Origin of the sequence: Nocardia neocaledoniensis (assembly GCF_029868625.1) — a bacterium.
Taxonomy (GTDB): Bacteria; Actinomycetota; Actinomycetes; order Mycobacteriales; family Mycobacteriaceae; genus Nocardia; species Nocardia neocaledoniensis_A.
Genome location: NZ_JARWOJ010000407.1, coordinates 1 through 12273, shown reverse-complemented (window position 1 = coordinate 12273; position 12273 = coordinate 1). Strand labels below are relative to the sequence as shown.

The 12273-nt window shown below is 71.0% G+C and carries 12 protein-coding genes and 1 pseudogene; 7 read left to right on the top strand and 6 right to left on the bottom strand.

The window, feature by feature from the left end; translation table 11 throughout:
- Both QH270_RS32255 and QH270_RS32250 read right to left on the bottom strand, forming a co-directional pair.
- Positions 1-126: pseudogene (locus QH270_RS32255) on the bottom strand (ribonuclease Z); the annotation flags it as partial.
- Between the two features lie 105 nt (positions 127-231).
- Complete coding sequence (locus tag QH270_RS32250; RefSeq protein WP_280348350.1) at positions 232-828, bottom strand: TetR/AcrR family transcriptional regulator; 597 nt, start codon at positions 826-828, stop codon at positions 232-234.
- 126 nt (positions 829-954) lie between these two features.
- Between QH270_RS32250 and QH270_RS32245 the strand changes: the two genes are divergently transcribed.
- From QH270_RS32245 to QH270_RS32230, 4 genes are all read left to right on the top strand, one after another.
- Positions 955-3120 (top strand): MMPL family transporter, encoded by a 2166-nt coding sequence (locus tag QH270_RS32245; RefSeq protein WP_280348349.1) that lies wholly within the window; start codon positions 955-957, stop codon positions 3118-3120.
- A 289-nt stretch (positions 3121-3409) separates the two neighbouring features.
- Complete coding sequence (locus QH270_RS32240) at positions 3410-4441, top strand: SDR family oxidoreductase (RefSeq protein WP_280348347.1); 1032 nt, start codon at positions 3410-3412, stop codon at positions 4439-4441.
- Positions 4438-5670: an aspartate aminotransferase family protein gene (locus QH270_RS32235; RefSeq protein ID WP_280348344.1), complete on the top strand. Its 1233-nt coding sequence runs from the start codon at positions 4438-4440 to the stop codon at positions 5668-5670. The genes QH270_RS32240 and QH270_RS32235 overlap by 4 nt, the downstream gene beginning before the upstream one ends.
- Positions 5671-5689: 19 nt before the next feature.
- Positions 5690-6133 carry a type II toxin-antitoxin system RatA family toxin gene (locus tag QH270_RS32230; RefSeq protein ID WP_280348342.1) on the top strand — a complete coding sequence of 148 codons (444 nt, stop codon included), beginning with the start codon at positions 5690-5692 and terminating at the stop codon, positions 6131-6133.
- 82 nt (positions 6134-6215) lie between these two features.
- On the opposite strand, the gene QH270_RS32225 is transcribed toward QH270_RS32230, so the two are convergent.
- A complete protein-coding gene (locus QH270_RS32225) occupies positions 6216-6893 on the bottom strand; it encodes a PadR family transcriptional regulator (protein ID WP_280348341.1) in 678 nt (225 codons plus the stop codon).
- Between the two features lie 89 nt (positions 6894-6982).
- On the opposite strand from QH270_RS32225, the gene QH270_RS32220 reads away from it, so the two are divergent.
- Together QH270_RS32220 and QH270_RS32215 are read left to right on the top strand one after the other, a co-directional pair.
- Positions 6983-8557, top strand: coding sequence for an HD domain-containing phosphohydrolase (locus QH270_RS32220; RefSeq protein ID WP_280348340.1), 1575 nt, complete (start codon positions 6983-6985; stop codon positions 8555-8557).
- A 42-nt stretch (positions 8558-8599) separates the two neighbouring features.
- On the top strand, positions 8600-8989 hold the full coding sequence (locus QH270_RS32215) for a nuclear transport factor 2 family protein (RefSeq protein WP_280348338.1): 390 nt from the start codon (positions 8600-8602) through the stop codon (positions 8987-8989).
- Positions 8990-8991: 2 nt separating this feature from the next.
- Here the strand turns inward: QH270_RS32215 and QH270_RS32210 are convergent, their stop codons facing one another.
- On the bottom strand, positions 8992-9579 hold the full coding sequence (locus QH270_RS32210) for a TetR/AcrR family transcriptional regulator (RefSeq protein WP_280348336.1): 588 nt from the start codon (positions 9577-9579) through the stop codon (positions 8992-8994).
- Positions 9580-9654: 75 nt separating this feature from the next.
- Here QH270_RS32210 and QH270_RS32205 point away from each other — a divergent pair, with 75 nt between their 5' ends.
- Positions 9655-10500, top strand: coding sequence for an SDR family oxidoreductase (locus QH270_RS32205; protein WP_280348333.1), 846 nt, complete (start codon positions 9655-9657; stop codon positions 10498-10500).
- A 235-nt stretch (positions 10501-10735) separates the two neighbouring features.
- Here QH270_RS32205 and QH270_RS32200 read toward each other — a convergent pair whose 3' ends face one another.
- A complete protein-coding gene (locus QH270_RS32200; protein ID WP_280348330.1) occupies positions 10736-11398 on the bottom strand; it encodes a maleylpyruvate isomerase family mycothiol-dependent enzyme in 663 nt (220 codons plus the stop codon).
- A 143-nt stretch (positions 11399-11541) separates the two neighbouring features.
- On the bottom strand, positions 11542-12273 hold a 732-nt coding region (locus QH270_RS32195; RefSeq protein ID WP_280348328.1), incomplete at its 5' end, for an acyl-CoA thioesterase domain-containing protein.

Genomic DNA, 12273 nt, shown 5'->3' with positions numbered 1-12273 from the left:
GGCCTGGTCGAGTTCGGAGTCGAGGTAGGTGGACTCGATGACGAGCATGTCGACACCGTCGGCGAGGGCGAAGACGTTGTCGCACAGGCGCGTATCCATCACGAACGCCACCTTCTGGCCCGGCCGCCGTGGCGGGGGGGGTGTCTCGGGCCGCCGGCCCCGCCGCCCCCCGCGGGGCCGCCCCCCCCGCCACCGAGGTACTCACCGTCCTCGACGCGAGCAGCCCGCGGCTCATTCCCGGGTGAGGACCTCCCAGATCCATTCCGCCACCACGGGCGGCGGCGTCTGCGGCAGTTCCGCCAGCCAGTAGGCGATGACCGCGAGCATCGCGCCCGCCAGCGCGGCGGCGTCGACCTCGACGGGGATCACCGAGGCCACCGGCGCGTGCTCGCCCAGCAGCCGGATCCCGTCGACGAGGATCGTCGCGATGCTGCGGGCCAGCCGCGCGTGCACCGCCGCCGACCCGTGCGCGCCGAGCACATTGCGGTACAGCTGCGCGTGATCGGCGATGTGGCGCACATAGTCGATCAGGAACTGCGGCGGCTGATCCGGTAACCCGCCGCCGAGCCCCTCCGCGCGCAGCGAGACACCCGCGTCGAGCGCGTGCCGCTCGATGGCGTCGGCGAGCAGCGTCTCCTTGTCGGTGTAGTGGTCGTAGAAAGTGCTGCGGCTCACACCGGCGCGCTGGGTGATGTCGGAGATGGCGATGCCGTCGACCGGCCCGGCCCGGCCGAGCTCGAGGATGGCGTCCTGGAGCAGACCGCGACTGCGGAGCACCCGCGGGTCGTCGGAGGTCGGCTTGCGCTGGTCCGGCTGTACTCGAATCACGTCTCCACCTTCACATCTGTCGCCGCTTGTGTCGTGTGACACGTTGACGGCCGCCGGTCCACGGACCCTATCCTACAGTTGTAGGTAATCAGCCATCTGTAGGTTAAATACCCTGGAGGGGTAACCATGGCTCGCGCTCTCTATCGCCTCGGCGATCTCTGTTTCCGAAATCCGTGGTGGGTGGTCGCAGTCTGGTCACTCCTCGCCACCGTCGTCGCCCTGGTCGGAATCACTCTGGGCGCCAAGGTGTCCGACAAATTCGACATCCCAGGGACCGAATCCGATCGGGCCCAGCGGGTCCTGATCGAGAGCTTCGGCAAGGGCGCGCCGACCACCCCCGGGGAAGGGGCGGCCCGCCTCGTCGTGCGGGCACCCGAGGGCAAGCCGCTGCCCCTGACCCAGCTCGACGCCGAACTGTCGACCCTGTCGGGCACCCCCGGCATCGACGGCATCACCCCGCCCGCGCTCGCGGTCGCCGAGCGCGGTGACGTCACCTTCGTCGACATCACCTTCGCCGACCCGGTGAACCCGACCGCGAAGACCGCCGTCGACACGGTGCGCACCCGCCTGGAGGCTCAGGGCCTGCGGCCGATGCTCACCGGCGGGCCGTACTACTCGGAGGCCTCGTTCGTCGGCCCGGCCGAGGCCGTCGGTGTGGCGATCGCGATGGGCGTGCTGATCGTGACCTTCGGGTCACTGCTGGCCGCCGGCCTGCCGATCCTGCTCGCACTCGTCGGCGTCGGCATCGGCACGGGTGGCGTGGTCGCGGTGTCGACGCTGTTCGACGCCTCCTCGGCGACGCTGGCGCTGTCCCTGATGCTCGGCCTCGCCGTCGGCATCGACTACACCCTGTTCATCGTGTCGCGGCACCGTCAGCAGCTCGCCGAGGGCCTGCCGGTCCGCGAATCGGCGGCGCGGGCCACCGGCACGGCGGGCAGCGCGGTCGTCTTCGCGGGCGCCACGGTGCTCATCGCCCTCTGCGGGCTCGCGATCGCGCGGATCCCGTTCCTCACCGGCATGGGTCTGGCGGCCGCGGGCAGCGTCGGCGTGGTGGTACTGCTGGCCATCACGCTGCTGCCCGCGCTGCTCGGCTTCGCCGGGGCGCGACTGATCCCGCACGGTCGCGGGCTGACCGCGATCGAGGGCACCAAGCGCCCCAACCGGTGGGGCCAGACCGTCACCACCCATCCGATCGCCACGCTGCTGGCCGGTGTGGCGGTCCTGGCGGTGCTCGCGCTGCCGGTGCTGGATCTGCGTCTCGGGCTGCCCAACGCCGGGCACGAACCGACCGACACCGTGCCGCGCAAGTCCTATGACGTGCTCGCGCAGGCGTATACGCCCGGGTTGAACGGCCCGCTCGTCGCGGTGGTCGAGGGCGAGTCCGGCCGGATCCAGGCGCAGACCCAGGCCGCGGTGGAGCGGATCAGCGCACTGCCGGGCGTGGCGATGGCGTTCCCGCCGGAAGTGAACGAGGCGGGCGACACCGCGCAGTTCGTCGTGATCCCCACGACCGCACCGAGTTCCGAGGACACCGCCACGCTGGTCCGCGCCATCCGGGACACCGGCCCCGACCTGCGCGCCGACCAGGCGGCCACCCTGCACCTCACCGGCGAGACCGTGATCGCGATCGATGTGGCACGCAAGCTCTCCGGCGCGCTGGTGCCGTTCCTGATCGTGGTCGTCGGCCTGGCGCTGGCGCTGCTGGCCTTGGCCTTCCGGTCACTGCTGGTGCCGCTCACCGCGGCCCTGGGATTCCTGCTCTCCATGGCGGCCGCGCTCGGCGCGACCACCGCGGTCTACCAGTGGGGCTGGCTCGGCTCGATCCTGAACGTGCACCGGCCCGCGCCGATCCTGGCGTTTCTGCCGATTTTGCTGATCGGCGTGCTGTTCGGGCTGGCGATGGACTACCAGGTGTTCCTGGTGTCACGGATGCGCGAAGCCTATGTGCACGGACGCGGTTCGGCGCTGGAGGCGGTGCGCGCGGGCTACGCGAGCAGTGTGCGGGTGGTCGCCGCGGCGGCGGTGATCATGATCGCGGTCTTCGCCGGATTCCTGTTCAGCCACAACACGATGATCGGGCCGATCGGCTTCGCGATGGGTATCGGCGTGCTGTTCGACGCGCTCATCGTGCGCATGACGCTCATCCCGGCCGTCATGGCGCTGCTCGGGCGCCACGCCTGGTGGCTACCCGGCCCGCTCGAACGCCTGCTCCCCCACGTCGACATCGAAGGCGAGTCACTGCCCCAGCCGGCGGTGCCGAAAGAAACAGTGAGTGAACCCGTAACGGCCTGACGGCTTTTCGGGCCACGTCGACGCCGTCCGGTGCACAGGCACCGGACGCCTTCGACGTGTGCTTTTCCCGATCCGACATGCCTGGATCACAGCCACAGCGGCCGCGCCGGGAAATCACCCAACCGCCCCCGATTGTTCACTTCTACGTTCCCTGCCACCGAAATCCCTTGCGTTACTTTGGATTTCGCGGGGGTCACAACGGCGTAACGCATCCGCATCTCGGATCAAGCAGCTTCTACCGGGTACGTCGCCCGATTTCGTCGCGGCGACCGCTCGGAGTGGAGGGAACATGAGCACCAACCGTGAATCCACCTTCCTGATCACCGGCGCCTCCGGCGTCATCGGCGGGGCTCTCGTCGAGCTCCTGTCCGGGCATCGGATCTACGCGCTCGGGCACAGCAAGACCGGGGCGGCACGGGCGGGCGTCACCTGGCTCAGCGGTGATATCCGGCAGCCCGATCTCGGCCTCGGTGAGGACTACGCGCGCATCGCCGATGAGGTCGACCGGGTCATCCATGTCGCGGCCATGGTCGATTTCAACCGCGACGAGGAGACCATCCGGTCGATCAATGTGACCGGCACCCGCAACGTGCTGCGGTTCTGCGAGATCGCGGGCGCCGGCATCGTGCACACCAGTTCGTCGTTCGTGGCCAGGGCCGAGTCGGCGAAGGTCGTCACCGGCACCGGCTGCGCCGGGGGACGTGACGACTACCTGCGTTCCAAGATCGACGGCGAGGCCGCGGTGCGCACCTCGGGCATCGACTACGTGATCGCCCGCCCGTCGCTGCTGATGGGCGATTCGACCACCGGCAAGATCGTGCGGCACCAGGGTCTGCACACCTTTCTCGGCGCCTACGTCAAGGGCGCGCTGCCGTTCGTGCCGTTCAGCGACACCGCCCAGGTCGACTTCCTCGCCCAGGACATGGTCGCTTCGGCGCTGGCCCGGCTGGCCACCGCCGAGCTCGACGGCTCGGAGTACTGGCTGACCGCGGGCGACAACGCCGTCGCCACCGGCGAGATCGTCGCGCTGTGCGGTGAGCTCTACGGTGCGGCGGGCATCGAGCTGACGACCCCGCGCTACTTCCAGATCGAGGCCGTCCAGCGGTTGATCCTGCCCGCCCTCGGCGACGTGCTCGACGCCAAGGCGCGCAACAAGTTCGACAACCTGCTGGCCATGGCCTCGCTGTTCACCGATGCCCCGTTCGAGTCCAGCCTCGGCAGCGGCCCGTTCGCCGGCATCGAGCCGACCGTCGAGACCGCGCGCGACCTGCTGACCCGCACCGTGCGCGCGTACTGGCTACCCGAGTCGGTGGCGGCATGATGGAGCGCGCGGAGATCGTCGAACTGACCCGCGCACACCTGGGCCGGGGCCGGGCGGCGCTGGCCGAATTCGTCCACGCCCCCGTCGAAGTCGCCTCGCACGGCGCGATCGTGGAGACGGCCGACGGCCGGTCGTTCATCGACTGCGGCGGCTACGCGGTGTTCCTGCTCGGGCACTGCCCCGCGCCGGTGGTGGAGGCGGTGGTCGAGCAGGTGCGCACGCATCCGCTGGCCACCCGGCTGCTGCTCGAGCCCAGGGTCGCCGAGGCGGCGCGGGCGCTGGCCTCGATCGCCCCGGAGGGCCTCGACGCCGTGCAGTTCCTCAACTCGGGCGCCGAAGCCACCGAGCTCGGGCTGAAAATCGCGCGGGCACACGGCAAGACGCGGCTGATCACCATGCTCGGCGGATACCACGGCAAGACCACCGGGGCGCTGGCCGTCACCCCGAAGGCCGAATACCAGCAGCGGTTCCAGCCGCTGCTGCCCGCCACCGCGGTGCCGTTCGGCGACCTCGCCGCGCTCGAGGCCGAGCTCATCGCGGCCGACGGCGACGCGGCGGTCATCCTGGAGCCGATCCAGGGTGAGGGCGGGATCGTCCTGCCGCCGGCCGGATACCTGGCCGGGGTGCAGCGACTGTGCCGCACCCACGAGGCCATGCTGATCGTGGACGAGATCCAGACCGGGCTCGGCCGCACCGGCACGATGTGGGCGCATCAGCCCGAGATCGATCGCCCCGACGTGCTGCTGGTGGGCAAAGCGCTCTCCGGTGGCGTGGTGCCGGTGTCGGCGGTGCTGGCCACCGCCGAGGCGTTCCGCCCGTTCGCCGACGATCCGACTCTGCACTCCTCGACCTTCGGCGGGTCACCGCTGGCCTCGGCGGCGGTCATCGCGACCGTGCGCGCGCTGGTCGACGGCGATGTCGCCGCGCGGGCGGCGGAACTGGGCGAACGGATGCTGGCCGAGGTCACCGAGATGTGTGCCCGGCACGTCGGGCGGACGGTGCGCGCGGTGCGCGGCCGCGGACTGCTGATCGCCATCGAATTCCTCCGCCCGGATCTCGCCGGGGAGCTGGTCACCGACCTGCTCGCGCGCGGCGTGATCGTCAACCACTCGCTCGGCGCCGGGTCGGTGGTGCGGCTGAGCCCGCCCGCCGTGCTCACCGAGGACCAGGAACACACGGTCCTGTCCGCCCTCGAGCTGTCGCTGTCCGCTCTGCTCGCCCACGTCTGATCACAGGAGATTGATTGCCATGCCCACTGTTTCGCTGAGCCGTCGCATCGAGAACATCGACGCCGATATCGTCTTCACCCAGCTCAAGGATCTCGACAGCTACCCCGAGATCGCCGACGGCGTGCAGAAGGTCGAGGTCCGCTGGGACGCCGACGGCGCCGCCGCCACCAGTGACTGGGAGGTCAAGTTCCGGGACGGCGCGCTGCGCTGGACCGAGCGCGACTTCTTCGACGCCGAGGCGCGCACCTACTCGTTCACCCAGGTCGCCGGGGACCTGGTCGCCTTCGAGGGCCGCTGGCAGGTGCAGGCCGACGGCGCCGACACGGTGGTGAGCTTCGCCGCCGAGTTCGATCTCGGCATGCCGAGCCTGGCCGCCATGCTCGACCCGATCGCCGGGCGCGCGCTGCACGACAACATCGAGGAACTGATGACGGCGATCAGCTCGTCGGTCACCGTGTCCTGATACCTGGTCCACCCGGCCCGCGCGCCCTGCCGCAGCACAGTGTGGTGCTCGGCAGGGCGCGTTCGGCCCGGCCACGGCGAGGTCACCGCTCGTCGGTGGTGTCGTCCCCCGGCGTGATGTCGTCCTCGGCGAGAATGCGATACAGCGCCCGCCGGGTCTCGGTGAGCACCTCGGCCGCCTTGGCCGCCTGCTCGGCGGTGCCGACCTGGGCGACCTGCCCGACCGCGCCCATCACCTGCCCGACCAGGCCGCGCAGGTCCAGCGCCTGGGCGCCGATATCGTCCCTGACCTCGGCCCACGGGTCGCCGAGTTCCTCGCGATGGGACTCGACATAGGCCTTGCCCTCGTCGGTGAGCTGGGCGGTCTTGCGACCGGCCACCTTCTCGATGAGCACCAGACCCTCGTCCTCGAGCTGCGCCAGCGCCGGGTAGATCGACCCCGGGCTGGGGCGCCAGATGTCGTCGCTGCGTTCCCGGATCCGCTGGATCAGCTCGTAGCCGTGCATGGGCCGCTCGACGAGCAGCAGCAGGACCGCGGCCCGCACGTCACCGCGTCTGCCCCGGCCGCCGCGACCACGGCCGCGACCGAATCCCGGGCCGAAACCGGGCCCGAACCCGGGACCGAAGCCCGGCCCGAAGTCGGGACCGTGCCCGTGCCGCCCACCCCGGCGGAACTGCCGCCGATCGGGACCGAATTCCCCCGGCCCCGGTCCACGACCACGGCCGAACTTTCCGAATTCTCGATGTTCTGCGTTGTGCATGACAGCCTCCTCAGGCTCTCTCGTTGTTCTTGACGCTATCGACGATATATCGGCAATGCATCGAGCGCAAGGAGTACTCTGAATTCACCATGACGGAGCCCGCCCGGCCGATGCGATTGGCCGAACTGGTCGCATCCCTGTCGCTGGCCACCGACCTGGGTCTGGGCCAGCCGCAGGAGCACGTGCTGCGTCAGACCGTGCTGGCGACCCGGCTGGCCGCCGCTGCCGGTTTCGCCGAAGCGGATCGCGCTGCGGTGTACTACATTTCGTTGCTCGCCTGGGTGGGCTGCGTCGCCGACTCCCCCGAGATGGCCCGGTGGTTCGGCGACGATCTACGGATCAGGGCCGACAGCTACGACATCGACAAGGCAGGGCTACCGATGGTCGGCTTCCTGCTCGGCCATCTCGCGACGAGCGGTTCGGCACTCGGCCGGATCACCATGACCAGCCGATTCCTCGCCGGTGGCGTCCGCGACAGCATGGACTCGTTCCTCACCCACTGCCGCACCGCCGCCGACATCGCCGACCGGCTCGCCCTGCCCCAGGCCGTGCGCACAGCCCTGCCGCAGGCGTTCGAACGCTGGGACGGCCGTGGCGTCCCCGCCGGCTTGCGCGGCGACGCCATCGCGGCGGTGATGCGCGTGGTGCACATCGCCGACGACGCCGAGGTCCACGCCAGGACAAGCGGTGTCGCCGCGGCGGCGCGCATGTTGCGCTCGCGCAGCGGAACCGAGTTCGATCCCGACCTGGTCGCGCTGTGCGTCCGCGACGACGCGGCGCTGCTCGACGGCCTCGATCGAGTCGACGCGTGGCGCGAGGTCATCGACGGCTGCGCCGCGCTGGACCGGCCGATTCCCGACGCCGAGCTCACCGAGGTGCTCGCGGTCTTCGCCGACTACGCGGACGCGAAAGCCACCTGGTTCCTCGGTCATTCACGCGCCGTCGCCGAGCTGGCCGCCGCCGCGGCGCGCGAATACGGGCTGCCCGCCGACCAGGCGCGCACGGTGCACCGGGCCGCGCTGGTGTGCCGGCTCGGCACCATCGGCGTCTCGACCGGACTCTGGAACAAGCCGGGACCGTTGACGGCGGCGGAGCGCGAGCGCGTCCGCATGGTGCCGTATCTCACCGAGCGGGTCCTGGCCCGCAGTCCACACCTGGCCGTGCTCGCGGGCCCGGCGTCGATGGTCTACGAGCGGATGGACGGTTCGGGCTATCCGCGCGGCCTCCCCGGAGCGATGCTGCCTCCGGCCGCCCGCATCCTGGCGGCCGCGCAGATGCTGCGCGCGCTGGGCGAGGACCGTCCGCACCGACCGGCCGCCGACCCGGACGAGTGCGCCAGGATCCTGCGCGCCGAGGTGACCGCGGGTCGCCTCGACGGTGACGCGGTGGCCGCGGTCCTGGCCGCCGCGCAGGGCCGCCGCCCCCGCAAACGACCACAGGTCGCCGGGCTCACCGCGCGCGAACTCGACGTCCTCGCGCTGCTGGTACGCGGCCGCACGACCAAGGAGATCGGGCGCGCACTCGGCATCACCGCGCGCACGGCGGGCAGCCACGTCGAGCACATCTACACCAAGATCGGGGTGCACAGTCGCGGCTCGGCCGCGGTGTTCGCGATGCGGCACGGGCTGCTCGGCACCGAGGATCAGTCCACGAAGATCGGGTGATCACCCGATGTCGCGCGGCCCCGACCGGCCGACACTTCCCCCATGACTACTTCGACCCCCACCCGAACCCCGGTCGCCGAGCGCTTCCTCGACGCGCTGACCCACCGCGACTTCCCCGCCATGACCGTCTGCCTGGCCCCCGAGGTGCGCCTGCGCGGCCTCATCCCGCCCGGCCCGTTCGATGCCGTCGGCCCGGCCGCCGTGATCGACCGGTTCCACGGCTGGTTCGGCGGACCCGACTCCTTCGCCGTCCTCGACTCCGGCCGCGACCGGCGCGGTGACAAGCTGGCCATGCACTGGCTGGTCCGCATGCGCCCGGAGCACGTGCTCGGGGCGGCCCGAATCGCCGAGCAGCGCGTGTTCCTCACCGCCGACGACGATCTGATCACCGGCATCGACCTGCTCTGCTCCGGGTGGCAACCCGCCGAATGAGCTCAGCGGCGCGCGAGTTCGTCGATCCAGCGTTCGAGCCGCGCGCCCTCGGTCACCATCAGCTCCGGATCGCGGAACGTGTTGGTGAGCAAGGAGATTCCCTGGTAGGCCGCGACGAAGGCAATGGCGAGCTCGTCGGCGTCGGGCCTGCCCATGTCGGCGAACTGGGTGCGCGCCCAGTCGACGAGCAGACTCATCACCCGCGCCGGGGCACCGCCGAACGCGTCGTCGCGCTTGTCCAGCTCGGCGGCGAGCGACCCGGTCGGGCAGCCGTAGCGCGCGGCTTGTTCGCGCTCCTCCACCCAGCCCCTGACCATGGCCTTCAACCGCTCGGCCGGGTCCGGTAGCGGCTCGAGCGCCGCGATGATCCCGGCGAACACCCCCGCGTGCGTGTCGAGCACCGCCTGGACGAACTGGTCCTTGGTCTTGAAGTAGTAGTAGACGTTGCCGACCGGCACGTCGGCCGCGTGCGCGATATCGGCGATGGTCGTCTTCTCGACACCGCGCTCGTAGAAGACGCGCGCCGCCGCCTCGACGAGGCGTTCCCGCTTCCCCGCCCTCGGCCTCTTCCGCGTCACTGAGTCAGTCATGCAACTAACTATAGACACCGACGGCGATGCCCTGCTACGGTCTTGTTAGTCAGCCAACTAACTCAAGGAGTTCTCATGATCGTCGTCACCGGAGCCACCGGGAACATCGGCCGCCAACTGGTCGGCCTGCTCGCCGACGCGGGCGAAGAGGTCCGCGCGGTCTCGCGCGGGAGCGCCCCGGTCGAGCTGCCCGCCGGCGTCGAACACGTCACCGCCGATCTGGGCGATCTCGACAGCCTCTCCCCCGCGTTGCGTGACGCGAAGGCCCTGTTCCTGCTCATCACCGGCGAGCAGCTGATGACCGGACCCGAGCCCGCCCAGCTGCTGAAGACCGCGGCCGCCGCCGGCGTTCGCCGCGTGGCGTTCGTGTCCTCGCAGGGGGCGGTGACCAGGCCGGAGTCGGCCGGATACGCCCGGACCCGTGCGTTCGAACAGGCACTCGCCGAGTCCGACCTGGTGTGGACGTCGCTGCGGCCGGGCGGATTCTTCTCCAACACGTTCGCCTGGATCGAACCGGTGCGCACCCAGCGCCTCGTGGCCGCCCCGTTCAGCGAGGTCGGGCTGCCCGCCGTGGATCCGGGCGACATCGCCGCGGTCGCCGCGGCGGCGCTGACCTCCGATGCCCATGCCGGTCAGGCGTACACGCTGACCGGGCCCGCCCTGGTGACCCCGCGCGAACAGGCGGCGGCGATCGCCTCGGCCGTCGAGGCACCGATCACCTTCGTCGAACTCACCCGGGACCAGGCCAAGCAGAACATGCTGCGGTTCATGCCCGAACCGGTCGCCGACCACACGCTCGAGATCCTCGGCTCACCCACCGCCGACGAGCAGCAGGTCAGCGGCGATATCGAAAAGGTGCTGGGTCGCCCGGCCACGTCCTACGCCGAGTGGGCGCAGCGTCATCGCGCGCTGTTCGCCTGAGCGGTTCGGATGCAGAGGTTCGGTACCGCACGGTCCGAGCAGGGGCTGAGCCTGCCGGGCCGAACCAGGGCAGGCCGCGCCGGGCAGAGGCGGGCAGGGCTGAGCCCGGCAGGGCCGAGCCGGACAAGACCAGGCCGAGCAGAGGCGGGCCGAGCCGGCACGTCCAACCATGCTCAACTGCGCCATGCAGGCCGAGGTGGGCGGGGCCGAGTGGGCAGGCCTTGCGGGGACGAAGTCAGGCCGGGCGGGGCTCCTTGTCCGAGATTCGGGCGCGCAGGGTGGGGAGGCCGGGGCCGGTGAGGTCGGCGCAGTAGGTCGATCGTGCGGCCATGGCCATGACGAGGGCGACGGTCGGGCCGCTGACCAGGGGGCCGGTGCCGGTGGCGAAAGGGCCGTCGGTGGCTTCTATGCGGAGGCCTTCGATCGCGCTGCGACTGGCGACGGTGAAGTCGCGGCTCGCGAAGAACTCCGCGACGGCGGTGGCGGCCTCGATCGAGGGGGTGGTGGTCACGCCGAGGGGGCGGCGGATGTCCTGGGCGTGGACGACGACCTCGCCGAGCCAGGCCGCGGTGTGTCCGGACGCACCCGTCGACGTGTCGACGACGGCCCGGAAGCGGTCCAGGGTCTCGGCGGGGGTCGCACCACGATGAACGGCCATCTGCCGGGCATTGTGCAGGTCGAAGTCGAAGCGGGCGCGGAGCACGCTGGCCAGCCAACGGAACCGGCCGATACTCGCGCCCGCGGTGAGGTGCGCGACCACCTCCTCGACCGTCCACTCCCCGCACAGCGACCGGACGGCCCACTCGTCGGCCGACAACCCGGCCAGGTCCGCGGCGAGCGACGCCCGCTCGGCGTGGGCCAGTGCCCAGAGTCGTTCGCGCTGTGGGGTTTCGGTCACATCTGCCTCCGTTGGATGGAACACGCGCCGAGCCGGACCACCGGTGCGTGGTCGGCCACCCGGCGCGGGTGTCGACTGTGCAGACGTCGCCGCCCGACGGAATTCATCGGCGACGACCCTCGTGCCGCTCCCCGTCGGCCGGGTCAGCTCTGCAGGGCCGCCGCCTGATCACCCAGTTCGGCCAGGTCGACCTGGCGGCGGGCGTTGGCGAGCGCGGTGATCACGCAGGTGCCGAGCCGACCCGCCCGGTCGTAGAGCGTGGCGGTGCTGACCGCGACACCCGCCGACGCGACATGGTCGAGGGCCTGCAGCCCCAGTTCCGCGCCCTCGGGCAGCCGCGACAACGTCAGGGTGACGTCGGTGTTGATGTAACCCACGCCCTCGGAGCCCCAGTGACAGACCAGATTGGTGACGTCACCGATCGCGGCCGCCCGCTGGAACGGTGAGAACGGTTCGCCGGCCACCAGCGGCGGCAGATTGTGCCAGGCGACCTTGCGTTCGGCGTTCTGGACGGCCGCGAAATCGGTGGTCCAGTCACCGTCACCGCATTTGAGCAGCGGCGGGGCGCCCTCGGGATCGTCGAGGCGACGGGCGGGGACGGGCAGATCGCGGGTGGGCTCCCAGACCTCGCCGGGCGGGTTGTCCGTGGCGGCCAGGTACAGCACCGTCGCCCTGGCCCGCACCTGGCCGTGCTGCATGATCCAGGAGTCGACCACCCGCACGCGGTTGCCCGCGCGTACCACCTCGCTGCGCAGGGTGATCGGCTCGTTCAGCACCGGCCGGAACAGGTCGACGGTGAACCTGGCCGGGATGAAACCCGCTCCCGGACTGTGCTTCTCGGCCTCTTTCGCCAGCAGACCACACACCCCCACCCC

Bases quoted from the DNA above. Each gene is read 5' to 3' on its own strand.
- QH270_RS32245 (WP_280348349.1), top strand. From the start codon at position 955: ATGGCTCGCGCTCTCTATCGCCTCGGCGATCTCTGTTTCCGAAATCCG.
- QH270_RS32240 (WP_280348347.1), top strand. From the start codon at position 3,410: ATGAGCACCAACCGTGAATCCACCTTCCTGATCACCGGCGCCTCCGGC.
- QH270_RS32235 (WP_280348344.1), top strand. From the start codon at position 4,438: ATGATGGAGCGCGCGGAGATCGTCGAACTGACCCGCGCACACCTGGGC.
- QH270_RS32230 (WP_280348342.1), top strand. From the start codon at position 5,690: ATGCCCACTGTTTCGCTGAGCCGTCGCATCGAGAACATCGACGCCGAT.
- QH270_RS32225 (WP_280348341.1), bottom strand. From the start codon at position 6,893: ATGCACAACGCAGAACATCGAGAATTCGGAAAGTTCGGCCGTGGTCGT.
- QH270_RS32220 (WP_280348340.1), top strand. From the start codon at position 6,983: ATGACGGAGCCCGCCCGGCCGATGCGATTGGCCGAACTGGTCGCATCC.
- QH270_RS32215 (WP_280348338.1), top strand. From the start codon at position 8,600: ATGACTACTTCGACCCCCACCCGAACCCCGGTCGCCGAGCGCTTCCTC.
- QH270_RS32210 (WP_280348336.1), bottom strand. From the start codon at position 9,579: ATGACTGACTCAGTGACGCGGAAGAGGCCGAGGGCGGGGAAGCGGGAA.
- QH270_RS32205 (WP_280348333.1), top strand. From the start codon at position 9,655: ATGATCGTCGTCACCGGAGCCACCGGGAACATCGGCCGCCAACTGGTC.